Here is a 22,513-nt window from a genome sequence, read left to right as displayed (position 1 = left end):
GTGGGCAGGCCAGGGGGCCTGCCGGGCGCATTATTGTTCCCGGCGCAGCGCGGGGAACAGGATGATGTCGCGGATGCTGGCGCTGTCGGTCAGCAGCATCATGAAGCGGTCGATACCGATGCCGCAGCCGCCGGTGGGTGGCATGCCGTACTCAAGCGCGCGCACAAAGTCGTGGTCGTAGTACATGGCTTCGTCATCGCCGCCATCCTTGGCAGCGACCTGGGCGTTGAAGCGCGCGGCCTGGTCTTCGGCATCGTTCAGCTCGGAGAAGCCGTTGCCGAACTCGCGGCCGGTGATGTAGAGCTCAAAGCGCTCGGTCACTTCGGGGCGGTCATCGTTGGCGCGGGCCAGCGGGCTGATCTCGGTCGGGTGCTCCATGATGAAGGTGGGGTTCCAGAGCTTGTCCTCGACCACTTCCTCAAAGTACAGCACCTGCAGGCTGGCCAGGGTGCGGCCTGCCAGCTTGTCCTTCTCTTCCTTCATGCCCAGCTTCTTCAAGGCATTGGTGAGCCATTCGCGGTTGCCCACGTTCTCGCCGGCATCGGTGTACTTGACGATGGCTTCGGTGATGGTCAGGCGCTCGAAGGGCTGGGTCAGGTCCACCGGCTTGCCGCCATAGGTCAACTCCAAGGTGCCCACGGCCTTCATCGCGGCGTCGCGGATCAGCGCTTCGGTGTAGTCCATCACATCGCGGTAGTTCCAGTAGGCCGCGTAGAACTCCATCATCGTGAACTCAGGGTTGTGGCGTACCGACACCCCTTCGTTGCGGAAGTTGCGGTTGATCTCGAACACGCGCTCGAAGCCACCGACGATCAGGCGCTTGAGGTAGAGCTCCGGAGCGATGCGCAGGTACATCTCCTGGTCCAGCGCATTGTGGTGGGTGATGAAGGGCTTGGCATTGGCGCCACCGGGGATCGGGTGCAGCATCGGGGTTTCGACTTCGAGGAAGCCGTGCTCGACCATGAACTCGCGGATGCCGGAGACCGCCTTGGAGCGGGCCACAAAGCGCTTGCGTGCGTCTTCGTCGGTCATCAGGTCGACATAGCGCTGGCGCACCTTCTGCTCCAGATCGGCCATGCCGTGGAACTTGTCGGGCATGGGGCGCAGGCTCTTGGTGAGCATGCGGATCTTGGTCACCTTGATCGACAGTTCGCCGGTCTTGGTCTTCATCAGCTGGCCTTCGGCACCGATGATGTCGCCCAGATCCCATTTCTTGAAATCGGCGTACAGCTCCTCGCCCACCGCATCGCGGGTGACGTAGAGCTGGATGCGGCCGGTGGCATCCTGCACGGTGGCAAAGCTGGCCTTGCCCATCACGCGCTTGAGCATCATGCGGCCGCCGACGCTGACCGTCAGCGCGGCAGCGTCCAGGTCGGCGGCGTCCTGCTCGGCGTGGGCCGCAATCAGGTCGTCTGCGCGGTCGGCGGGCTTGAAGTCGTTGGGGAAAGCCACACCTTTGCCTTGGCGCTGTGCTTCGCGCAGGGCTTTGAGTTTTTCGCGGCGCTCGGCAATCAGTTGGTTTTCGTCGTGCGCAACCGGCGCGGTCTCGGGAGTGGTGTGGTTTTCAGACATGAAGAGGCCAGCATTGCGCTGGTAAACGGCCAAAACCTGTCATTTTAAGATTTTTAGCGTGCCCTGTGCCGGCAAAAGCCGTAGTGTCCGACTGCTGCACCGCTTTTCGTCCCTGGCGCGCTGGGGGATTTGGTGACACGGGACCTGGCAGCGGCCCTAGAATAATAGCTTGAAGCCCTTTGTCATTGGTCTGTCAGCTTCGTTTTTAATAGCAAATTTCGCATTCTCGGGATCGCTCCCGACTGGAAACACCGATGCTTTTTCAAATCCTGTCCCTGCTGCTCAATATTGCAGGTGGTCTGCTGACCGGTGCCTGCCTGCTGCGCTGGTACATGCAGTACCAGCGCGTCTCCTTCAACAACCCGCTGGGGCAGCTGGTGCTGGCGCTGACCAGCTGGCTGGTGCTGCCGTTGCGCAGGATCACCAAGGGCTTGCCCGGCGGCGACTGGGCCAGCATCATGGGCGCCTGGTTGGTGCAGGTGGTCCAGTTTGTGCTGCTGTGGCTGGCGGCAGGGGGCCTGTCATCGCTGCTGTCGGTGCTGGTGGTCGCCACCATTGGCGTGGCCAATATCGGCATCTCCACGATGGTGGTGGTCACGCTGGTGCATGTCGTGCTGTCCTGGCTGTCGCCGGGCAACGCGGTGATGAATGCCGTGTTCTACCAGCTCACGGCGCCGCTGCTGCGCCCGCTGCGCAAGATCATCCCGCTGGTTGGCGGTGTGGACCTGTCGCCCATCGTGCTGCTGGTGGGGTTGCAGATCATCTCCATCATGCTAGCCCACCTGCAGTCGCGGCTGCTGCTGGCGGTGTGATGTGATGCTGGGGGCGCAAGCCCGGACGCGAAAAAACCGCCTAGGGCGGTTTTTTTGTGGGGGTAGCGGCCCTGAGTAGGCCGCTGGTGTATCGGGGCCGATCAGGCCACCGCATCCGCTGGCAGGCGCTGCAGCATGGCCAGGCTGCTGGCGATGCGGTCACGCAGCTCGCGGCGGTCGACGATCATGTCCACGCCACCTTTTTGCTGCAGGAACTCGGCGCGCTGGAAGCCTTCGGGCAGCTTCACGCGCACGGTGTTCTCGATCACGCGCGGGCCGGCAAAGCCGATCAGCGCCTTGGGTTCGGCCATGACGATATCGCCCATGAAGGCAAAACCGGCAGACACGCCGCCCATCGTGGGGTCGGTCAGCACGCTGATGTAGGGCAGGCCCTTCTTGGCAAAGCGGGTCAGCGCGGCATTGGTCTTGGCCATCTGCATCAGGCTGAGCAGGCCTTCCTGCATGCGCGCGCCACCGGTGGCGGTGAAGCACACAAACGGCACCTTTTGCTCGATGGCGGTTTCGACGCCGCGCACAAAGCGCTCGCCGACGACCGAACCCATCGAGCCGCCCATGAATTCAAACTCGAAGCAGGCGACCACCAGGTTGACGCTCTTGACCGAGCCCCCCATCACCACCAGCGCATCGGTCTCGCCGGTGTTTTCCAGCGCTTCCTTGAGGCGCTCTGGGTACTTGCGGCTGTCCTTGAACTTCAGCGCATCGACGGGCAGCACTTCCTGGCCAATCTCGTAGCGGCCTTCGGCGTCCAGAAACTGGTTCAGACGCGCGCGCGCCGACATGCGGTGGTGGTGGCTGCACTTGGGGCAGACATTGAAGTTGTGCTCCAGGTCGGCCTTGTACAGCACGGCTTCGCATGCAGGGCACTTGATCCACAGACCTTCGGGCATCTGGCGACGCTCGGCCGGGTCGGTGTGCTGGATCTTGGCGGGTAACAGTTTCTCTAGCCAGGACATGGTTGTTTTCCTTTGCTCTCGCACTCGTCGGGCTGCGCACGGCGCAGCCCAGGAGGCGCATTATGCGTCAAGCGCCTTGCGGATGCCACGCAAAAAATCGGAGACCAGCGCCACGACTTTCTCATGCGGCTGGTTTTCGATCAGCTGGATGATGCGGGTGCCGATCACCACGGCATCGGCCACCTTGCCGATGGCCTGGGCCGTCTGCGCATCGCGAATGCCAAAGCCTACGCCCACAGGGATGTGCACATGCTGGCGGATTTGCGGCAGCATCGCTTCGACGGCGCCGGTATTGAGCGTGCCCGCACCGGTAACGCCCTTGAGCGAGACGTAGTACACATAGCCGCTGGCCACGCGCGCCACTTGCTGCATGCGCTCCGGCGTCGAGGTGGGCGCCAGCAGGAAGATCAGGTCCATGCCATGCGCACGCAGATCGGCCGCAAAGGCTTCGCATTCTTCGGGCGGGTAGTCTACCACCAGCAGGCCATCGACTCCGGCGGCAGCGGCATCGCGCACAAAAGCGCCTTTGCCGTGTACCTGTTCGTAGCGCTCGACCGGGTTGGCATAACCCATCAGCACCACCGGCGTGGTGTTGTCCTTCACGCGGAACTCGGCCACCATCGCCAGCACCTGCTTCATGCCGATGCCTAGTGACAGGGCCTTCTCCCCGGCCTTCTGGATGACGATGCCGTCGGCCATTGGGTCCGAGAAGGGCACGCCCAGCTCGATCACATTGGCGCCTGCATCGACCATGCCATGCATCAGCGCCGGCGTGATGTCGGCAAAGGGGAAGCCGGCGGTGACATAAGGAATCAAGGCCTTGCGGCCAGCCAGCTTCAACTGGTCAAAGGTTGCGGCGATGCGGCTCATTTGGTATAGCTCCCCTTGACGGCCACGCCGCGGCTGGAGGGTTGGGCATAAAAGTCGACGCCCGAGAGATCGGCCACCGTGCCAATGTCCTTGTCGCCCCGGCCCGACAGGCTCACGAGGATGGACTGGTCCTGGCGCATGGTCTTGGCCAGCTTCATCGCATAGGCCACGGCGTGGCTGGATTCCAGCGCCGGGATGATGCCTTCGGTGTGGCACAGGTAGTGGAAGGCATCGAGCGCCTCCTGGTCGGTGATGCCGACATACTGGGCGCGGCCGATTTCCTGCAACCAGGCATGCTCGGGGCCGACGCCGGGGTAGTCCAGGCCGGCGCTGATGGAATGGGTCTCGGTGATCTGGCCGTTGTCGTCCTGCAGGATATAGGTGCGGTTGCCATGCAGCACACCGGAAGAGCCGCGCTGCAGCGATGCGGAGTGCTTGCCGCTGTCCAGGCCTTCGCCAGCCGCTTCGACGCCGATCAGGCGCGTGTTCTCATAGGGGATATAGGGGTAGAAGATACCCATGGCATTGCTGCCGCCCCCGACGCAGGCAATCACTGCATCGGGTTGCTCAGCGGCCATGTTCTGCTCCTTGAACAGCGCCGGCATCTGGGACAGGCACTCGTTGCCGATCACGCTCTGGAAATCGCGCACCATCATCGGGTAGGGGTGGGGGCCGGCCACGGTGCCGATGATGTAAAAGGTGTTGTCCACATTCGCCACCCAGTCGCGCATGGCCTCGTTGAGCGCGTCCTTCAAGGTCTTGCTGCCCGACTCGACCGGCACCACGGTGGCGCCCAGCAGCTTCATGCGGTAGACGTTGGGGCTTTGGCGGCGCACGTCTTCGCTGCCCATGTAGACCACGCATTCGAGGCCATAGCGGGCGCAGATGGTGGCAGTGGCCACACCGTGCTGGCCGGCGCCGGTCTCGGCAATGATGCGCGGCTTGCCCATGCGCTTGGCCAGCATGGCCTGGCCGATCACATTGTTGATCTTGTGGGCACCGGTGTGGTTGAGGTCCTCGCGCTTGAGGTAGATCTGCGCGCCACCCATCTCGCGCGACATGCGCGCTGCGTGGTAGACGGGCGAGGGGCGGCCGACATAGTGGGCCAGCTCGTACTGGAATTCGCGCAGGAACTCCGGATCGTTCTGGTACTTGTCATAGGCCTCGCGCAGCTCGACCAGGGCGTGGGTCAGGGTTTCGCTGGCAAAGCTGCCGCCATAGGGGCCGAAATGGCCCGCAGTATCGGGTTGCTGGTATTCAAACATGGAAGGGATTCTTGGCAAGTAGTGTGTCAGCGGCACGCACGGCTGCGACAAACTGTTGGATTTTTTCGGCGTCCTTGGTGCCCTTGATGGCCTTGCCATCGGCACCGGTCCTCTCAACGCCGGAGCTCACATCCACCGCGAGCGAGAGGCAGCGCGGTCTGACTTGCACAATGCCATCGGTCACGTTTGCAGGCGTGAGTCCACCAGACAAAACGAGATGAGAGGCTACGTTTGTTGGAAGCAGTGACCAATTGAATGCTTTGCCGCCACCGCCGAACCCCTCGACATGGGCGTCGAGCAGGATGGCCTTGGCGTGTGAATATCGATGGGCATATTCTACGAGGTCGAACTGCACCGCAGCGTCGCCAAGGGGTATGCGTGCGGCACGCAAAAAGCTGCGCTCGCCGCCGCCGGTCGATGCCAGGCATTGCTCTGGGGTTTCATCGCCATGGAACTGCGCGATCGCGCCGGGCACCTTGCCACAGGCCGCCATCACCTGGGCAGGCGTTTCATTGACAAACAGCAGCACCGGCGTCACAAAGGCCGGCAGGCGGCGCGCCAGCTCGGCGGCGCGCTCGGCGGTCACGGCCCGGGGGCTGGCGGGGTAGAGCACAAAGCCAATGGCATCCACCCCGGCGGCCACGGCCGCGTCCACGTCCTGTTCACGCGTCAGGCCACAGATCTTGATGCGGGTGCGGCCCGCAGTTGCTTGCATCGCAGTCAATGGAACTCCTTGTTCAGGCAAACCAGTCAAAAGAAATGGCCTCGGTGGGCAGGCCCCAGTGCGCATCGTACTGGGGGCCCAGAAAGTACAGGCCGTCGGGCGAGAAGGTGGGGGCGGCGGTCTCGCGGCTGCGGGCCTGCAGCACCTCCTGCATCCATTGCGGCGGCTTGGTGCCCTGGCCAATCACGACCAGACAGCCCATGATGTTGCGGATCATGTGGTGCAGAAAGGCGCTGCCCTGGAAGTCAAAGCGCCAGTAGCACGAAGGCACGCCGTCGCGGGAGGCACTGGGGCGTTGGGCGCTGCGGCCAATGTGGATCGCGTACAAGGTCTTGACCGGCGACTTGGCCTGGCAGCCGGCAGCGCGAAACGACGAGAAATCATGCTCGCCCAGCAGGTACTGCACCGCGCGCTCCATGGCCTGCAGGTCGAGCGGCTGGAACACCCAGCCGACCCGGCCAGCCTCGACACTCGGGCGCACCGGCGACTGCAGCAGCGCATAGCCATAGCGACGCGATGTGGCGCAGGCCCGGCTGTGAAACGCGTCCGGCACGGTCCGCGCCCACTGGACGGCGATGTCCTTGGGCAGAAAGGTGTTGGTGCCGCGCACCCAGGAGGCCTCGGTGCGCTCCACAGGGGCATCGAAATGCACCACCTGCATGAGGCCGTGCACACCGGCATCGGTGCGGCCTGCGCAAATGGTGGAGATGGGGGAGGCGGCAAAGCGGCTCAGCGCCGCTTCGAGATGGTCTTGGACAGTGTTGCCGCTGGGCTGGCTTTGCCAGCCCTGGTAGGCCTGTCCGTTATAGGTGATGCCCAGGGCGATTCGCATGGCGCCATCATAAAGCGGCTGGCGCACCCGGCCATGAAAAAGCCCCGCAGAGCGGGGCTTGCCGGAGAGGGCCTGCCGCTCAGCGGCTTTGGTCAAGCAGGCGCTGGGCCTGGGCCTTGACCGTGGCGCTGGACGATTCAGCCATGACTTCCTCGGCCAGCGAACGGGCGCCTTCCTTGTCACCGATGGCCAGGAATTCCTGGGCCAGGGTCAGCTTGGTGGCCAGCGGGTCGCTGTCATCGATCTCCAGACCGGCCATGTCATCGGCCAAGGTGACCGGATGCGTATGGTCTGGCTCGCCGGAGCCGGGCAAATCCAGCGACAGCGAGGTCATGTCGAAGTCCATCGTCGGCATGCTCTTGTCGCTGATGGGCATCTGCGCGGTGCTCTGGCTGTCGAAATCGCTCAGCTGGAAGTCCAGTGCGCCGGGCTGGGTCTCCAGACTCTGGGCGGCGCTGTGGCTGGCGCTGGGCGACAGCTCCGACGGAATGCTCAGCGCTTCGGCCAGCTGGCGGTCAAAGTCTTCCATCGACAGCGCGGGCTTGCCAGCGGCAGGCGCCAATGCCTCGAAGGCCAGACCGGCATCGGCTGCAGGCGCTGCAACCGGGGCTGCAGGTGCCGCCGCTTGGAACTGAGAGGCCGCATCCGGGGTCTCGGTCAACTGGCTGCTCATCGCGAAATCCAGACCGGTGGACGGGCTGAATGCGCTGGCAGGGCTGCTGGACGGTGCGATCGCAGTGGGTGGCAGCGTGTTCTCGAACGGGATCGGTTCGGCGCGCGCAGCAGCGGCAGCGGCGGCCAGCGCGGCAGGCGTGGCGATCTCGGTAGCAGACGGCACCGCAGCGGTGTTGTTCTGGTAGACCGGGTTGGCGGCGTCCAGCTCCTGGCCGAGCGCGGCAATGCGCAGCCAGTCAGGGCCGGCGCCACCCGTGATCTGGCGGGCATCCTTGGCAATGCTCTCCAGCGCCAGGCGGTCCTTGCGCTTGGCATAGATCTCGGCCAGCTTTGCATGCAGGGCGCTGCGGGTCGGGCTGGTGCGCAGCGCTTCCTTGAGGATTTCCTCGGCCTGCAGATCACGGCCATAGGCCAGATAGACATCGGCCTCGGCCACCGGGTCCACATCGCCAGCGTCGAGCTGGCTGGGCGTGTAGGCGAGCGAGGAGTTGCCGGTGGTCATCGCGCTTACCGAGGTGTCGATGTGCTGGCCGCCGCTGGCGCCAAAGAACGAGTCCTGGGCCAGGCTGCTCTCGAGCACGGAATCGGTGGCCGCGTGGACCCCTTCCTTGCGCTTTTTGTTGCGGTACCACAGGCCGCCCAGCAGCGCCAGGATGGCCAGGCCGCCCGCTGCTGGCAGCAGCGGGTTGTCCAGCAGCTCATCGACAAAGCTGGGCTCTTCGACGGGCGCAGGTGCTGGTGCAGGCGCGGGCTTGGGGGCAGGGGCAGGAGCCGGTGCAGGCGCTGCAGAGTCGCTGGCAGCCGCAGCAGGCGCGGGCGCGGTGGCTGCTGGGGTGGCAGGTGCTGCCGGTGCTCCCGGTGCAGGCGCGGATGCAGCAGGGGCCGGAGCCGCAGGCGTGGCAGCAGGCGCTGCAGCCGCAGCGGTCGTGCCCGCAGCAGGGACAGTCGCCGTACCGGCGGGCTTGCTGTCTGCGGGCGCAGCAGCGGATGCCCCGGCGGCGGCAGAGCCTGCAGCGGCTTGCTTGAGCTTGTTGAGCTCCTCGATATTCTTGTTCAGCTCGGAGGTGCGCTCCTGGGCGGCATTGGCCTGCTGGGCACTGGCAACGCTCGCTTCTGCGGACTTGGTGCCCTTGGCAGCTTCCTTGCTGAGCTTGAGCTGGTCCGGTGCTACGCTCTGGGGCTTCTTGTCGTCGACCGAGGCTTCCACCTTGCCGCTGGCGGCACGGGTATCGGTGGCGACCTGGGCCGGTGCTGCCTTGGCGGCGAGCTGGCTGCGGTAGCTGTTGAAATCGCGGCTTTGTGCGGCCACCATCTGGCGTGCCTGGCGTGGCGAGACGGCGCGGGCCTGTTCGGCCGATGGCATCGTCAGGGTTACGCCGGCCTTCATGCGGTTGACGTTGCCGCCAACAAAGGCATGAGGGTTGCTTTGGACCACCGCAATCAGCATCTGGTCCAGCGAGATATCGGCGGGCTTGTTCTGGGCCGCAATGCGGCCTAGCGTGTCACCCCGCTGGGTGCGCACGGAGTCGCCGGCGGCATTGTTGCTGGCGGTGGCAGGAACATTGGCGCGCGCCGGGGCCGCAGGGCGCGGTGCGGCGGCGGAGCGGGCGGCCGGCGCAGTTGCTGGCGTCGCAGAGGCCAGCGGCTCCTCGATCACCCGCACGGGAGGCGCGGGCGGACGGGCGGCTGGCGCGGCGGCAGCGCTGAGCTGCGGGGCCACGGTGACGGCTGGTTCAGACTTGCGCAGGTTGGGTGGATCGAACAGCATCGTGTAGCTGCGCACCACCTGGCCGGAGTTCCAGTTGGCGTCGATCACATAGTCGACAAAGGGGTCATTGACGGGGCGTTGGGTAGTCAGCACGATGACGGCCGTGCCATTGGCGCGGCGCTGCAGCTGGGCGCGCACGGCGCTGGCGGTGCCGGAGTAGTCCATGCCCTGGGTGCGGAACACGGCCGACGAGGCCGTCTTGACCTGCAAGGTGTCGGCCTCGGCGTCCGTGATCTGCGGCACTTCGATTTCCGCGCGCAGCGGTTCGCCCAGTGCAGATTTCACATTGATCTTGCCCAGCGCGAGTGCTGATGCTTCCCCTGTGTACAGGCCAAAGGCTGCCATGGCGGCGGCAAGCGCAGTGATTTTCCAGCGATGCATAGTGCTATTTGATTGAATAGTAGAAGCGTGCGGGGTTGTTTTTGTACCCATGAGAAAGCCCTCCCCCTAAGACGCGAAATCGGTAATTATCAGTAAAAAGAACCTTAACAGTAATGCCTTGGGGTGACAAGTTAAGGAGCGGGCTTGCCCTTTGATAGGCAGCCTGGGCTGGCCCCGGCCTGCATGAATGTTGTGCTGGAGCAACTTTTCAGAGAGCGGCGCCTGCACACCCCGATCCCTCGGCCCTGGGCCCGATCACCAGAAAAAACACCTTCCGGCTGCATCGGGCAGGTCCGGAAGGTGTGGTGTGGGTTGGCGGGGAATCAGCTGGCCATCAAGCGGCGAGCAGGATGCGCAGCATGCGGCGCAGGGGCTCGGCGGCGCCCCAGAGCAGCTGGTCGCCGATCACGAAGGCCGACAGGTACTCGGGGCCCATGTTCAGCTTGCGCACACGGCCGACAGCGACTTCCAGGCCGCCGGTCACGGCTGCGGGGGTCAGCTCCTTGACCGTCACGGCACGCTCGTTGGGCACCCACTTGACCCAGTCGTTGCCGCCCTTGATCAGCGCTTCGATCTCGGCGAGCGGCAGGTCCTTGTTCAGCTTCAGGGTCAGCGCCAGGCTGTGGCAGCGCATCGCGCCAATGCGCACGCACAGGCCATCGACGGGGATCGTGGCGTCGGTGCCCAGGATCTTGTTGACCTCGGCCTGGCCCTTCCACTCTTCCTTGGACTGGCCGTTGTCGAGCTGGGCGTCGATCCAGGGAATCAGGCCGCCGGCCAGGGGTGCGCCGAAGAATTCGGTGGGCACATCGCTGCGGATGGTCTGCGCGACCTTGCGGTCGATGTCCAGAATGGCCGAAGCGGGCGTGGCCAGCTCATCGGCCACGGCGGCATGCACGACGCCCATGCCCTTGAGCAGTTCACGCATGTGGTTGGCACCGCCGCCGGATGCAGCCTGGTAGGTCATCGAGGAGACCCATTCGACCAGACCGGCGTTGAACAGGCCCGACAGGCCCATCAGCAAGATGGAGTTGGTGCAGTTGCCGCCGATCCAGTTCTTGCCGCCTGCGGCCAGCTTGCGCTGGATCAGTGCGTCATTGACAGGGTCCAGCACGATGACGGCGTCGTCTTGCATGCGCAGCGACGAGGCGGCATCGATCCAGTGGCCGTTCCAGCCGGCAGCGCGGATCTTGGGGAAGACTTCCTTGGTGTAGTCGCCGCCTTGGCAGGTGATGATGATGTCGCACTTGGACAGCTCGGCGATGTCATTGGCATCCTTGAGCTGGGTATGCACGGTGGCCATCGCAGGGGCCTTGCCGCCGGCGTTGGAGGTCGAGAAAAACACCGGCTCGATCAGCGCGAAGTCACCCTCGGCCTGCATGCGGTCCATCAACACCGAGCCGACCATGCCGCGCCAGCCCACCAAACCTACCAATTGCTTGCTCATAAAACGCCCTTGTCTACCTAAACGAAAGGAAATGCCACGGGGGCTGAGGGCCTGGCTCGTCGGCCAGTTGGAGGCGCACGACGAACCAGGCTGGATCAGCCGGTAATCTTCGTGGTGGTTGTGAATGTGTATGCGCGCGCAGCCATACCCGCCTCAATGGGGGTGATGGTGTTCAGCCAAGAAATAGGGCGGTGCGCAGACATAGGAGGCTATTCTAGCGCCAATTTTTAAAACCTGTGCAAGAAATTTTATAAATTTCGAGTGCTGGCGCATCGAAGCGCATGCATATATGACGTTAAAAACTATTTTTCGACCATTTATGGTTTTTTAATTCGTCGAAATGACCAAAGTCGAAAGCGAGCCGTGCTTCTGTCGTCGTTTTGGTGCTGAATCGGGGCCGGGGTTTGCGCGGTGGATGGGGATCGTTCTTGCGCCGGCGCAAAAAAGCGACCCGCAGGTCGCTGTCAGAGATGCAAGCTGAAGACCGCTGCTTATAGCGCGGCCACCACGGCATCGCCCATCTGCTGGGTGCCGACCTTGGTCGTGCCTTCGCTGTAGATGTCGGGCGTGCGCAGGCCCTGGGCCAGCACCTTTTGCACAGCGGCCTCGATCTTCTGGGCAGCGGCTTCCTGGCCCAGGCTGAAGCGCAGCATCATCGCGGCCGACAGGATGGTGGCCAGCGGGTTGGCGACGCCCTTGCCGGCGATGTCCGGTGCCGAGCCGTGGCTGGGCTCATACAGGCCTTGCTTCTTGTCGTTCAGGCTGGCCGAGGGCAGCATGCCGATCGAGCCGGTCAGCATCGAGGCTTCGTCGCTCAGGATGTCGCCAAACATATTGCCGGTGACGACGACGTCGAAACGCTTGGGTTCCTTGACCAGCTGCATCGCGGCGTTGTCGACATACATGTGGTCCAGCTGCACATCGGGGTACTGCTTGCCCACTTCGGTCATCACGTCCTTCCACAGCTGGAAGGTCTCCAGCACATTGGCCTTGTCGACGCTGGTCACGCGCTTGCTGCGCTTTTGCGCCGCCTGGAAGGCCACATGGCCGATGCGCTCGATCTCGGGGCGGGTGTAGCGCATCGTGTCGAACGCTTCTTCGGCGCCGGGGAAGTGGCCGTCCGGTGCGCTGCGGCGGCCGCGTGGCTGGCCGAAGTAGATGTCGCCCGTCAGCTCGCGGATGATCAGGATATCGAGACCGGACACCAGCTCAGGCTTGAGGCTGGAGGCGTGGGTCAGCTCCTTGTAGCAGATCGCGGGGCGGAAGTTGGCAAACAGGCCCAGCGCCTTGCGCAGGCCCAGAATCGCTTGCTCGGGGCGCTGTGCGCGCTCGAGCGTGTCGTACTTCCAGTCGCCCACGGCGCCAAACAGGATCGCGTCCGATGCCTGGGCCAGCTCCAGCGTGGCGGGTGGCAGCGGGTGGCCGGAGGCTTCATAGGCGGCGCCACCGACGGGTGCGCTTTGCAGGTGCAGGTCCAGCTTCAGGGCGTCGAGCACCTTGACGGCTTCTGCAACGATTTCTGGACCAATGCCGTCTCCGGGCAATACAGCGATTTTCATGGTTTTTTCTCAGTCAGGATGGCAGGGCCGCGCCCGGTGGGGCGCAGCGGGGATGGCGGTGAGCCGCCTCTCGCGGCACTCAGGCCTTGGCTTGCACCAGGCTGTGCGCCAGCCAGGGCTTGGTCGCCAGGCGGTTGGCTTCATAGGCCTGGATCTTGTCCTTGTGGCGCAGGGTCAGGCCAATGTCGTCAAAGCCGTTGAGCAGGCAGTACTTGCGGAAGGCGATCACATCGAAGGGGATGGTTTCGCCGCCGGGACGCAGGATGACCTGCTGGTCCAGGTCGATGGTCAGGCTGTAGCCGGGGTGCACCGCGACTTCGTTGAACAGCATGTCGATCGTGGCCTCGGGCAGCACGATGGGCAGCAGGCCGTTCTTGAAGCAGTTGTTGAAGAAGATGTCGGCAAAGCTGGGTGCCAGGATCGCGCGGAAGCCAAACTGGTCCAGCGCCCAGGGGGCGTGCTCACGGCTGGAGCCGCAGCCAAAGTTCTTGCGGGCGATCAGGATGCTGGCACCCTGGTAGCGCTGCTGGTTGAGCACGAAGTCCGGGTTGGGCTTGCGCGCCGACTCGGGCACGCCGGGCTGGCCGGGCTGGTCCAGATAGCGCCATTCGTCAAACGCATTGACGCCAAAGCCGGTCTTCTTGATCGACTTGAGAAACTGCTTGGAATGATGGCGTCGGTGTCGACGTTCTCGCGGTCCATGGGTGCCACGAGGCCGGTGTGGATGGTGAATTTCTGCATGTTCTAGCCTTTGGGCTGCCCGCATTCATGGACTGAGCGGGGGCAGCGGTATGAGTGATGGTTTAGCGTGCTGCGCGAGAGATGGCGTTGCCCGCCCCCTGCACATCCTGGCCAATGCCGTGGACGGTGTTGCAGCCCGACAGCAGCGCGGCGAGCACGATGGTGATGAAGGCAAAACGGGTTTTCATCGCAGGGCTCCTGGGGTCATGCAAAACGGCGGATATCCACAAAGTGGCCGTGCACCGCAGCGGCTGCAGCCATCGCGGGGCTGACCAGGTGGGTGCGGCCACCGGCGCCCTGGCGGCCTTCGAAGTTGCGGTTGCTGGTCGATGCACAGCGCTCGCCGGGCTCCAGGCGGTCGGCGTTCATCGCCAGGCACATCGAGCAACCGGGCTCGCGCCACTCAAAACCGGCGGCGGTGAAGATCTGGTCCAGGCCTTCGGCCTCGGCCTGGGCCTTGACCAGGCCCGATCCGGGCACCACCATCGCGAGCTTCACATTCTTGGCCACTTTCTGGCCCAGCTTCTTGATGACGGCTGCGGCTTCGCGCATGTCCTCGATGCGGCTGTTGGTGCAGCTGCCGATGAACACCTTGTCGACGAAGATGTCGTTGATCGGCTTGCCTGGCTCCAGGTTCATGTAGGTCAGTGCCCGCTCGATGGCGCCGCGCTTGTTCGGGTCCTTTTCCTTGTCTGGATCGGGTACGGTCGCATCGACGCCCAGCACCATCTCGGGGCTGGTGCCCCAGGTGACCTGCGGAACAATGTCTTCGGCGCGCAAGGTGACCACGGTGTCGAACTTGGCATCGACATCGGAGTGCAAGGTCTTCCAGTAGCTGACGGCCTGGTCCCATTCCACGCCGGTGGGCGCCAGCGGGCGGCCCTTGACATAGTCGATGGTCTTGCTGTCCACGGCCACGAGGCCGGCGCGGGCACCAGCTTCAATCGCCATGTTGCAGACCGTCATGCGGCCTTCGATGGACAGGTCACGGATGGCCGAGCCGGCGAACTCGATCGTGTAGCCGGTGCCGCCTGCGGTGCCGATGCGGCCGATGATGGCCAGCACAATGTCCTTGGCGGTCACGCCGGGGGCCACCTTGCCATCGACCTTGATCAGCATGTTCTTGGCCTTTTTGGCCAGCAGGGTCTGGGTGGCCATCACGTGCTCGACCTCGGAGGTGCCGATGCCGTGGGCCAGCGCGCCGAAGGCGCCATGGGTGCTGGTGTGGCTGTCGCCGCAGACGACGGTCATGCCGGGCAGGGTGGCGCCTTGCTCAGGCCCCATCACGTGGACGATGCCCTGGCCCTTGTCCATGAACGGGAAGAAGGCGGCTGCGCCGAATTCGCCGATGTTGTCGTTCAAGGTGACGATCTGCTCCTTGCTGATCGGGTCCTCGATGCCGTCATAGCCGCGCTCCCAGCCGGTGGTGGGCGTGTTGTGGTCGGCGGTGGCGACCACGGAGCTGACACGCCAGAGCTTGCGGCCCGCCATGCGCAGCCCTTCGAACGCCTGGGGGCTGGTGACTTCGTGCACCAGATGGCGGTCGATATACAGCACGGCGGTGCCATCCTCTTCGGTGTGGATGGTGTGCTCGTCAAAAATCTTGTCGTAGAGGGTGCGTCCGGTCATCGTGGTTCTCTTTGGGTCAAGGGTCTCATCAAGGGGCTAATACGAAATATCAGAGATGGGCAAAGGTCTGCAGGTGTGCGGCCATGTCGGCGTCCTGCTGCTCTGCGGCCTGGGCCTCATCGGCGGGCCGGGGGCTCAGGTGCTCGACCAGCAGGCGGGCGGTCACCGGCAGCGCCTCAAAATCGCGGGCCATCAGGCGCAGCTCGCGGTGCGCCCAGGCGTCGGCCAGGCGGATGCCGCGCAGGTTGCCCACGCCGTGCATCAATGCAAAGGCGCGGTCCGGCAGCAGGCCTATGCCCAGACCGTTGTCGATCATGCGGCACATGGCATCCAAGCTGGTGACCTGGATGCGCTGGCGCAGTGGCCGGCGCAGCTGGGCCGATGCCGTGCGCATCGCCTGGCTGATGCTGCTGCCCGATTGCAGGCCGACGATGTCCCACTCCAGCGCTTCTTCAAAGCTGATCGTGTTGCGCTGGGCCAGCGCATGGTCCAGCGGTACGACCAGCATCAGGTGGTCGCTGCGGTAGGGGCGCGACTGCAGATCAAGCTCGGCGGTGTTGGCGACGGCATCGGGGTTGCAGATGCCCAGATCGGCCGTGCCTTCGTGCACGGCCTGGATCACCTGCGCGCTCAGGTGCTCCTGCAGGTCGATCTTGATCTGGCTGTGTGCGCGCGCAAAGCGGCCCAGGTCCTCTGGCAGAAACTGCACAATCGCGGAAATATTGGCATGGATGCGCACATGGCCGCGCACGCCATCGGCGTACTCACTCAGCTCGCCTTGCATGCGCTCCAGCCCGAACAGCACATTGCGTGCATGGTGCAGCAGGCTCTCTCCGGCCGGCGTCAAGGTGACGCCCCGGCTGTGGCGGTACAGCAGCTGGGTGTCGACGGCCGTTTCCAGGTCCGACAGCCGCTTGCTGACAGCCGACGCTGCAATGAACTCCCGCTCCGCCGCCCGGCCAATGCTGCCCAGCTCGCACACCGCCACAAACAGCTGGAGCGAGGTCAGGTCAATGCGGCGCGCAAAACTGCGCTCTGAGCTTTTCATGGCGGGGAGGTATCGTGTTTTTAGAAATCAGCAGCCATTTTATAGGCAAATAGCGCAACTGGTATCGCGAATGACGATGGCTGATGTGTCATTTGCATGAAAACGTAGCTAGGCCCCCAACCAGGATTTTTCGCCCGCTGGCGCGGAAGATGTTCGTTTTTGTAAAGGTTTGACCCCATTCGGCAGGCCCACAGCGATTGAGCAGACATCGCAAGCAGCGATGCTCTAGAAACGGAATGACCGATGTTTTCTCGCTCCCCTTCTTCTGGCCTGTTCAATGCGCTTTCGGGTGGCCTGGCGGCCATTGCCATCGCGGTGGCCGCGTTGCTGGCCGGCTGCTCGCCAGATGCCGGGCAGAGCGCGCCGCCCGCTGAAGTGCAACTGGCGGCCCCGGCTGCACCTGCACCGGCAGCGCCGATGGCGGCGCGCTCCGCGGGCAAGATGGCCAGCATGGAGATGGCGCCCGCCGCCGATATGGCCATGGGGCAGGGCGGTGCGGCCGCGCCCAGCGCGCGCTTTTTGGCGATCAGCCACCGCATCCAGGTGGAGACGCCTGCTGCCGATTTGGCGGGGCTGTGGGAAGAGGTCAAGGCGCGCTGCGAGCGGCTGGACTGCTATGTCGAGGGCTCGCAGCTGCGGCGCGAAACCCCGCAGTCGGCTGCCGAGGCCATGCTGGCGATGCGGGTCAGCCCCCAGGACTTTGCTGCGCTGACCTCGTCGCTGGGCGCCGGCGCCCGGGTGCTCAACCACCAGACCACGACCGAGGACAAGACCTATGAGGTGGTGGACGTGGAGGCGCAAATCAAGAACCGGACCGAATACCGCGACAGCCTGCGCGCGCTGATGCTGGAGAAGAATGTCAAACGCAGCCTGCAGGATCTGATGGCCATCCGCGATACGCTCTCGCAGGTGCAGGCCGAGATCGATGCGGCCAACACCCACCGTGCGCTGCTGCAGCGCGATACTGCCAAGCAGTTCGTGCAGATGCGGTTCCAGCCCGCACGCGCGATCGTCAGTGGCACCTACAGCCCCTGGCAGCAAACCTGGCAACGCAGCTGGGATGGCCTGACGCGCAGCGTGCAGTCACTGATTCTGACTGCCGCGCAAGCGCTGCCCTGGTTGCTGGCGCTGGCCCTGGTGGTGCTACTGCCGCTGCGCTTCGCCATCCGGCGCTGGATGCGCCGCAGCGCTGCCCGGGCGCAGGCTGCAAACCAGGCAGCAACCCAGGACTGAGGCGCGCAACGGCCATGAAAAAAGCACCAGCGAGGCTGGTGCTTGGCACAAGAGACGCCGCATCGGAGGGATGCGGCGCTTTGCTTGATCAGGTGAACAGGTTCTTGAGGCGGTCGGCCCAGGACTGGTTATTGGGCGTGTGCTTGGCGCCGCCCTTTTTCAGCGACTCATCGAGCTCCTTGAGCAGCTTGCGCTGGTGCTCGGTGAGCTTGACGGGCGTCTCGACGACGATGTGCACATACAAGTCACCGGGGTAGCTGGCGCGCACGCCCTTGATGCCCTTGCCGCGCAGGCGGAACTGCTTGCCGGTCTGGGTGCCCTCGGGGATGTCGATCGCAGCCTTGCCGCTCAAGGTGGGCACTTCAATCTCGCCGCCCAAGGCGGCAGTGACCATGCTGACGGGCACCTCGCAGTGCAGGTCATCACCATCGCGCTCGAACACCTCGTGCTTGCGCACGCGGATCTCGATGTACAGGTCGCCGGGCGGGCCGCCATTCTGGCCGGGTTCGCCATCGCCGGTCGAGCGAATGCGCATGCCGTCGTCGATACCGGCGGGGATGCTCACTTCCAAGGTCTTTTGCGACTTGGTGCGGCCCTGGCCGTGGCAGCTGGTGCAAGGCTCAGGAATGATCTTGCCGGTGCCTCGGCAGTGCGGGCAGGTTTGCTGCACCGCGAAAAAGCCCTGGCGCATCTGGACCTGGCCGCTGCCGTGGCAGGTGCTGCAGGTCTTGACCTGGGTGCCGGGCTTGGCGCCGCTGCCGTGGCAGGTGTCGCACTCGTCCCAGGAGGGAATCTTGATTTGCGCGTTCTTGCCCGCAGCCGCCTCTTCGAGGCTGATGTCCATCGCGTAGGACAGGTCGTTGCCCCGGTAGACCTGGGGGCCACCACCACCACGGCGCCCGCCGCCGAACATTTCGCCAAAGATGTCGCCAAACGATTCGGCAAAACCACCAAAGCCCTCGCCGCCCATGCCCGACCGCATGTTGGGGTCGACGCCGGCGTGCCCGTACTGGTCGTAGGCACTGCGCTTCTGGCTGTCGGAGAGCATTTCGTAGGCTTCTTTGCACTCCTTGAACTTTTCCTCCGCTTCCTTGGCCTTGTCGCCCTGGTTGCGGTCGGGGTGGTATTTCATGGCCATCTTGCGGTAGGCCGTCTTGATGTCGACTTCCGTGGCGGATTTGCTCACGCCGAGGACTTCGTAGTAATCGCGTTTGGACATGGTGTTCTTCAATTCTGTGGGTAATTAACCAGCGGCGTTCAGGTACGCCCGGGCATGTGTGCCCACAAAGCTGCGGCCGGGATTGTCGCCGTCAATCCATTGCTGCGGTGGAAATAGCTCAAACAACCCCACCTTGAACAGCGTGGGGATCGCCATCTTCAGCTCTGCTTCGACGGCACCGCGCTCGCCGGCATTGTAGAGAGCGATGTTGTAGAGCATCGTGGCCACGGTGCCGGTCTGCACCCGGCTGCCGTCCTTGAGCGTGACGGCGGGCAGGTCTGCCGCGCCATCGGTGATCTTCTGGTTGACACGGCTGAGCTCTGCAACATGCAGTGCGTCGGTCGCAGGTGCTGTGGTAGATGTCATCGTGTGCCTTTGGATGCTTGCATGAATGAGAGACGGGGTCTGCGTTGACCCGGCCGCGGTTGCGGGCGGCCGGGGAAAGAGCGATGCTGCAGAAAAGCCATGCCGGAGTGCGGCGATGCGAACTCCGGCATGGGTGCTTGGCAGCGGCTGGCTCCAGGCCCGTCGGAAGGCGTTTAGTCCTTCTTCACTTCCTTGACTTCGGCATCGACGACGTTGTCATCGGCTGCCGCTGCACCGGCTGCGCCACCCGCTGCTGCACCGGCGGCGCCCGCCTGTGCGGCCTGGGCGTCGGCATACACCTTCTCGCCCAGCTTCTGGCTGGCGGTCATCAAGGCCGTGGTCTTGGCTTCGATGGCGTCCTTGTCCTCGGTCTTCAGCGCTTCTTCCAGCGCCTGCACTGCGGTGTCGATGGCCGACTTCTCAGCGGCATCGAGCTTGTCGCCATGCTCACCCAGGCTCTTCTTGACGCTGTGCACGGCGGCTTCGCCCTGGTTGCGCGCCTGCACCAGCTCCAGCTTCTTCTTGTCGTCGGCCGCGTTCAGCTCGGCGTCCTTGACCATCTTCTGGATCTCGTCCTCGGACAGACCGGAGCTGGCCTTGATGGTGATCTTGTTTTCCTTGCCGGTGCCCTTGTCCTTGGCAGAAACGTTCAAGATACCGTTGGCATCGATGTCGAAGGTCACCTCGATCTGTGGCGTGCCACGGGGTGCAGCAGGGATGCCTTCGAGGTTGAACTCACCCAGCAGCTTGTTGGCGCTGGCGATTTCACGCTCACCCTGGAACACCTTGATGGTCACCGCAGGCTGGTTGTCCTCGGCGGTCGAGTAGGTCTGCGCGAACTTGGTCGGGATCGTCGTGTTCTTCGTGATCATCTTGGTCATCACGCCGCCCAGGGTTTCGATACCCAGGGACAGTGGCGTCACGTCCAGCAGCAGCACGTCGGAGCGGTCACCGCCCAGCACCTGGCCCTGCACGGCAGCGCCCACGGCCACGGCTTCGTCAGGGTTCACGTCCTTGCGGGGATCCTTGCCGAAGAATTCCTTGACCTTCTCCTGCACCTTGGGCATACGGCTCATGCCGCCCACCAGGATCACGTCGTCGATATCGGACACAGCGATGCCAGCGTCCTTGATCGCGGTGCGGCAAGGGGCGATGGTGCGCTCGATCAGTTCGTCCACCAGGCTTTCGAGCTTGGCGCGGGTGAGCTTGATGTTCAGGTGCTTGGGACCCGACGCGTCAGCGGTGATGTAGGGCAGGTTGATGTCGGTCGCCGCCGAGCTGGACAGCTCGATCTTGGCCTTTTCAGCCGCTTCCTTCAGGCGCTGCAGGGCCAGCACGTCCTTGGACAGGTCTACGCCTTGCTCTTTCTTGAACTCGGCAATGATGTATTCGATCACGCGTTGGTCGAAGTCTTCGCCGCCCAGGAAGGTGTCGCCATTGGTCGACAGCACTTCGAACTGCTTTTCGCCGTCCACATCGGCAATTTCGATGATGGACACGTCAAAGGTACCGCCGCCCAGGTCATACACGGCGATCTTGCGGTCACCCTTGCCGCCCTTGTCCAGGCCGAAGGCCAGGGCTGCAGCGGTAGGCTCGTTGATGATGCGCTTGACTTCCAGACCGGCGATGCGGCCAGCGTCCTTGGTGGCCTGGCGCTGTGCGTCGTTGAAGTACGCAGGCACGGTGATCACGGCTTCGGTGACGGGCTCGCCCAGGAAGTCCTCGGCGGTCTTCTTCATCTTGCGCAGCACTTCTGCGGAGATCTGTGGCGGGGCCAGCTTCTGGTCACGCACTTGCACCCAGGCGTCGCCGTTGTCGGCCTTGACGATCTGGAACGGCATCAGGTCGATGTCCTTTTGCACTTCCTTCTCGTCGAACTTGCGGCCGATCAGACGCTTGGCAGCGTAAATCGTGTTCTTGGGGTTGGTGACGGCCTGGCGCTTGGCAGAAGCGCCCACCAGGATTTCACCGTCTTCCTGGTATGCAACGATCGACGGCGTGGTGCGTGCACCTTCGCTGTTTTCGATCACACGGGTGGTGTTGCCTTCCATCACGGCCACGCAGCTGTTGGTCGTGCCCAAATCAATACCGATAATCTTTCCCATTTCTCTACTCCTGTATTCTTGAGGCGGCGTTGCGCCCTAATTGACTGTTATTTGTGGCTTTTTTGGTGTTGTTCAAGTGCGCAACGCAAAAAAGCCGGGAGGTGCGTTTTATTGTGGTGCGGCAACGGTCACCAGGGCCGGACGCAGCACGCGCTCGGCAATGGCATACCCCTTTTGCAGCACCGCCACCACGGTGTTGGGATCCTGGGCCGCGGGGACGGCAGAGATCGCCTGGTGGTGGTGGGGATCGAACTTGTCGCCGGCCGCCGGGTTGATGGCAACCACCTTGTTGCGTTCCAGCGCGGAGACGAGCTGGCGCAAGGTGGCATCCGAGCCTTCGCGCAGTTGCTCGGGGCTGGCATTCTGGATCGCCAATGCGGCGTCCAGGCTGTCGATCACCGGCAACAGGCTTTCGGCAAAGCTTTCAACGCCGAACTTGCGGGCCTTGGCCACTTCATCATCGGCGCGGCGGCGGGCGTTCTCGACTTCGGCCTTGGCGCGCAGGTACTGGTCGGCCAGTTCGGCATTCTTGGCCTTCAACTCCGCCAGCTCTGCTTCCAGTTGCGACTGGTTGGCAGCGGCAGCGGCTTCCAGCTCTTCGGCGGACATGGGATTTTGGCCTTCGGGGTGGAGCTTGTCTGACATGGTGCTGTTCGTATTTCGTTAACAAAAAGGACTCTTGTGGCCGCACCTGGGGGCATTTCCTTGCTTTTCAAGGGGCTTATTTGCGGTTCGGGCCGGAGCCCTCGCTCCCCGGTGCCTTGGTGGCTGCCGGGGCCCGTGTTTATAAACCATGTTTGACGGTTTTTGAATTGGTTTGTATAATCTCTGGTTTCCCTTGCCACACCGTGCTGCGTTCTTTGCGAAAAGGTGCACTAGCGGGTGGCGCAATCCACAAGGAGTTTGCATGCGTCACTATGAGATCGTGCTGCTGATCCACCCCGATCAGAGCGAACAAGTTCCAGCTATGCTGGAGCGTTACAAAGGCATGATTACCGCCGGCGGCGGTAAGATCCACCGCGTTGAAGACTGGGGCCGCCGTCAACTGGCCTACATGATCAACAAGCTGGCCAAGGCCCACTATCTGTGCCTGAATATCGAAGCCGACCAGGCTGTGATGGCTGAACTGGAACACGCGTTCAAGTTCAACGACGCTGTGCTGCGCCAACTGACTGTGCAGAAGAAGAAGGCTGAAACCGCTCCTTCCGCCATGATGAAGACCGTGGAACGCGAAGAAGCGCGCAAGGCCAACCAGGCTGAGCACGCCGCTGCAGAGCGTTAATCACACAGGAG

General features: G+C 63.7%; 18 protein-coding genes and 2 pseudogenes. 3 read left to right on the top strand and 17 right to left on the bottom strand.

Translation table 11 applies throughout. From position 1 onward, the window contains the following. Nucleotides 1-30: 30 nt before the first annotated feature. Nucleotides 31-1,572, bottom strand: a complete 1,542-nt coding sequence (gene lysS, locus MJ205_RS14925) for a lysine--tRNA ligase (RefSeq protein WP_239809186.1) — start codon at nucleotides 1,570-1,572, stop codon at nucleotides 31-33. A gap of 254 nt (nucleotides 1,573-1,826) precedes the next feature. On the opposite strand from lysS, the gene MJ205_RS14920 reads away from it, so the two are divergent. Continuing rightward, nucleotides 1,827-2,384: a YggT family protein gene (locus MJ205_RS14920; protein ID WP_239809185.1), complete on the top strand. Its 558-nt coding sequence runs from the start codon at nucleotides 1,827-1,829 to the stop codon at nucleotides 2,382-2,384. A gap of 101 nt (nucleotides 2,385-2,485) precedes the next feature. On the opposite strand, the gene accD is transcribed toward MJ205_RS14920, so the two are convergent. From accD to MJ205_RS14860, 12 genes and pseudogenes are all read right to left on the bottom strand, one after another. Beyond that, nucleotides 2,486-3,358 (bottom strand): acetyl-CoA carboxylase, carboxyltransferase subunit beta, encoded by an 873-nt coding sequence (gene accD, locus MJ205_RS14915; protein ID WP_133855407.1) that lies wholly within the window; start codon nucleotides 3,356-3,358, stop codon nucleotides 2,486-2,488. Between the two features lie 60 nt (nucleotides 3,359-3,418). Next, nucleotides 3,419-4,228: a tryptophan synthase subunit alpha gene (trpA, locus tag MJ205_RS14910; protein ID WP_239809184.1), complete on the bottom strand. Its 810-nt coding sequence runs from the start codon at nucleotides 4,226-4,228 to the stop codon at nucleotides 3,419-3,421. Then, nucleotides 4,225-5,493, bottom strand: a complete 1,269-nt coding sequence (gene trpB / locus MJ205_RS14905; RefSeq protein WP_239809183.1) for a tryptophan synthase subunit beta — start codon at nucleotides 5,491-5,493, stop codon at nucleotides 4,225-4,227. The genes trpA and trpB overlap by 4 nt, the downstream gene beginning before the upstream one ends. Further along, on the bottom strand, nucleotides 5,486-6,208 hold the full coding sequence (locus MJ205_RS14900; RefSeq protein ID WP_239812756.1) for a phosphoribosylanthranilate isomerase: 723 nt from the start codon (nucleotides 6,206-6,208) through the stop codon (nucleotides 5,486-5,488). The genes trpB and MJ205_RS14900 overlap by 8 nt, the downstream gene beginning before the upstream one ends. Nucleotides 6,209-6,230: 22 nt before the next feature. Next, the gene (truA, locus tag MJ205_RS14895; protein ID WP_239809182.1) at nucleotides 6,231-7,049 is read right to left on the bottom strand and encodes a tRNA pseudouridine(38-40) synthase TruA; all 819 of its coding nucleotides are present in this window, start codon (nucleotides 7,047-7,049) and stop codon (nucleotides 6,231-6,233) included. A gap of 79 nt (nucleotides 7,050-7,128) precedes the next feature. Beyond that, complete coding sequence (locus tag MJ205_RS14890; protein WP_239809181.1) at nucleotides 7,129-9,873, bottom strand: FimV/HubP family polar landmark protein; 2,745 nt, start codon at nucleotides 9,871-9,873, stop codon at nucleotides 7,129-7,131. A gap of 334 nt (nucleotides 9,874-10,207) precedes the next feature. After that, nucleotides 10,208-11,320, bottom strand: a complete 1,113-nt coding sequence (gene asd / locus MJ205_RS14885; RefSeq protein ID WP_239809180.1) for an aspartate-semialdehyde dehydrogenase — start codon at nucleotides 11,318-11,320, stop codon at nucleotides 10,208-10,210. 491 nt (nucleotides 11,321-11,811) lie between these two features. Continuing rightward, a complete protein-coding gene (leuB, locus tag MJ205_RS14880; protein WP_239809179.1) occupies nucleotides 11,812-12,879 on the bottom strand; it encodes a 3-isopropylmalate dehydrogenase in 1,068 nt (355 codons plus the stop codon). Nucleotides 12,880-12,958: 79 nt separating this feature from the next. Then, a pseudogene (gene leuD, locus MJ205_RS14875) lies at nucleotides 12,959-13,620 on the bottom strand (3-isopropylmalate dehydratase small subunit). 62 nt (nucleotides 13,621-13,682) lie between these two features. Next, a complete protein-coding gene (locus tag MJ205_RS14870) occupies nucleotides 13,683-13,808 on the bottom strand; it encodes an entericidin A/B family lipoprotein (protein WP_239809178.1) in 126 nt (41 codons plus the stop codon). A 16-nt stretch (nucleotides 13,809-13,824) separates the two neighbouring features. After that, nucleotides 13,825-15,249, bottom strand: a complete 1,425-nt coding sequence (gene leuC / locus MJ205_RS14865; protein ID WP_239809177.1) for a 3-isopropylmalate dehydratase large subunit — start codon at nucleotides 15,247-15,249, stop codon at nucleotides 13,825-13,827. A 49-nt stretch (nucleotides 15,250-15,298) separates the two neighbouring features. Further along, on the bottom strand, nucleotides 15,299-16,297 hold the full coding sequence (locus MJ205_RS14860) for a LysR family transcriptional regulator (protein WP_239809176.1): 999 nt from the start codon (nucleotides 16,295-16,297) through the stop codon (nucleotides 15,299-15,301). A 243-nt stretch (nucleotides 16,298-16,540) separates the two neighbouring features. Here MJ205_RS14860 and MJ205_RS14855 point away from each other — a divergent pair, with 243 nt between their 5' ends. Next, nucleotides 16,541-17,530: a DUF4349 domain-containing protein gene (locus MJ205_RS14855; protein WP_239809175.1), complete on the top strand. Its 990-nt coding sequence runs from the start codon at nucleotides 16,541-16,543 to the stop codon at nucleotides 17,528-17,530. An 88-nt stretch (nucleotides 17,531-17,618) separates the two neighbouring features. Here MJ205_RS14855 and dnaJ read toward each other — a convergent pair whose 3' ends face one another. The 4 genes and pseudogenes from dnaJ to grpE all read right to left on the bottom strand — a co-directional run bounded on the left by dnaJ (nucleotide 17,619) and on the right by grpE (nucleotide 21,865). Beyond that, nucleotides 17,619-18,749, bottom strand: coding sequence for a molecular chaperone DnaJ (dnaJ, locus tag MJ205_RS14850; RefSeq protein ID WP_239809174.1), 1,131 nt, complete (start codon nucleotides 18,747-18,749; stop codon nucleotides 17,619-17,621). Nucleotides 18,750-18,773: 24 nt separating this feature from the next. Then, on the bottom strand, nucleotides 18,774-19,115 hold the full coding sequence (locus MJ205_RS14845; RefSeq protein ID WP_239809173.1) for a DUF7709 family protein: 342 nt from the start codon (nucleotides 19,113-19,115) through the stop codon (nucleotides 18,774-18,776). 173 nt (nucleotides 19,116-19,288) lie between these two features. Next, nucleotides 19,289-21,226 (bottom strand): annotated as a pseudogene (gene dnaK / locus MJ205_RS14840) (molecular chaperone DnaK); the annotation flags it as partial. A 102-nt stretch (nucleotides 21,227-21,328) separates the two neighbouring features. Next, complete coding sequence (grpE, locus tag MJ205_RS14835) at nucleotides 21,329-21,865, bottom strand: nucleotide exchange factor GrpE (protein WP_239809171.1); 537 nt, start codon at nucleotides 21,863-21,865, stop codon at nucleotides 21,329-21,331. A gap of 262 nt (nucleotides 21,866-22,127) precedes the next feature. Between grpE and rpsF the strand changes: the two genes are divergently transcribed. Next, nucleotides 22,128-22,502 carry a 30S ribosomal protein S6 gene (gene rpsF, locus MJ205_RS14830; protein WP_230775490.1) on the top strand — a complete coding sequence of 125 codons (375 nt, stop codon included), beginning with the start codon at nucleotides 22,128-22,130 and terminating at the stop codon, nucleotides 22,500-22,502. The last annotated feature ends 11 nt before the right edge of the window (nucleotides 22,503-22,513 follow it).

The organism is Comamonas sp. B21-038, assembly GCF_022387135.1.
GTDB classification, from domain to species: domain Bacteria; phylum Pseudomonadota; class Gammaproteobacteria; order Burkholderiales; family Burkholderiaceae_C; genus Comamonas; species Comamonas sediminis.
This window is presented reverse-complemented; position numbering and strand designations above follow the sequence as displayed.

Bases quoted from the DNA above. Each gene is read 5' to 3' on its own strand.
- leuB (WP_239809179.1), bottom strand. From the start codon at position 12,879: ATGAAAATCGCTGTATTGCCCGGAGACGGCATTGGTCCAGAAATCGTT.
- grpE (WP_239809171.1), bottom strand. From the start codon at position 21,865: ATGTCAGACAAGCTCCACCCCGAAGGCCAAAATCCCATGTCCGCCGAA.
- accD (WP_133855407.1), bottom strand. From the start codon at position 3,358: ATGTCCTGGCTAGAGAAACTGTTACCCGCCAAGATCCAGCACACCGAC.
- MJ205_RS14890 (WP_239809181.1), bottom strand. From the start codon at position 9,873: ATGCATCGCTGGAAAATCACTGCGCTTGCCGCCGCCATGGCAGCCTTT.
- trpA (WP_239809184.1), bottom strand. From the start codon at position 4,228: ATGAGCCGCATCGCCGCAACCTTTGACCAGTTGAAGCTGGCTGGCCGC.
- trpB (WP_239809183.1), bottom strand. From the start codon at position 5,493: ATGTTTGAATACCAGCAACCCGATACTGCGGGCCATTTCGGCCCCTAT.
- MJ205_RS14855 (WP_239809175.1), top strand. From the start codon at position 16,541: ATGTTTTCTCGCTCCCCTTCTTCTGGCCTGTTCAATGCGCTTTCGGGT.
- dnaJ (WP_239809174.1), bottom strand. From the start codon at position 18,749: ATGTCCAAACGCGATTACTACGAAGTCCTCGGCGTGAGCAAATCCGCC.
- truA (WP_239809182.1), bottom strand. From the start codon at position 7,049: ATGCGAATCGCCCTGGGCATCACCTATAACGGACAGGCCTACCAGGGC.
- MJ205_RS14860 (WP_239809176.1), bottom strand. From the start codon at position 16,297: ATGAAAAGCTCAGAGCGCAGTTTTGCGCGCCGCATTGACCTGACCTCG.
- MJ205_RS14845 (WP_239809173.1), bottom strand. From the start codon at position 19,115: ATGACATCTACCACAGCACCTGCGACCGACGCACTGCATGTTGCAGAG.
- leuC (WP_239809177.1), bottom strand. From the start codon at position 15,249: ATGACCGGACGCACCCTCTACGACAAGATTTTTGACGAGCACACCATC.
- asd (WP_239809180.1), bottom strand. From the start codon at position 11,320: ATGAGCAAGCAATTGGTAGGTTTGGTGGGCTGGCGCGGCATGGTCGGC.
- MJ205_RS14870 (WP_239809178.1), bottom strand. From the start codon at position 13,808: ATGAAAACCCGTTTTGCCTTCATCACCATCGTGCTCGCCGCGCTGCTG.
- rpsF (WP_230775490.1), top strand. From the start codon at position 22,128: ATGCGTCACTATGAGATCGTGCTGCTGATCCACCCCGATCAGAGCGAA.
- MJ205_RS14920 (WP_239809185.1), top strand. From the start codon at position 1,827: ATGCTTTTTCAAATCCTGTCCCTGCTGCTCAATATTGCAGGTGGTCTG.
- lysS (WP_239809186.1), bottom strand. From the start codon at position 1,572: ATGTCTGAAAACCACACCACTCCCGAGACCGCGCCGGTTGCGCACGAC.
- MJ205_RS14900 (WP_239812756.1), bottom strand. From the start codon at position 6,208: ATGCAAGCAACTGCGGGCCGCACCCGCATCAAGATCTGTGGCCTGACG.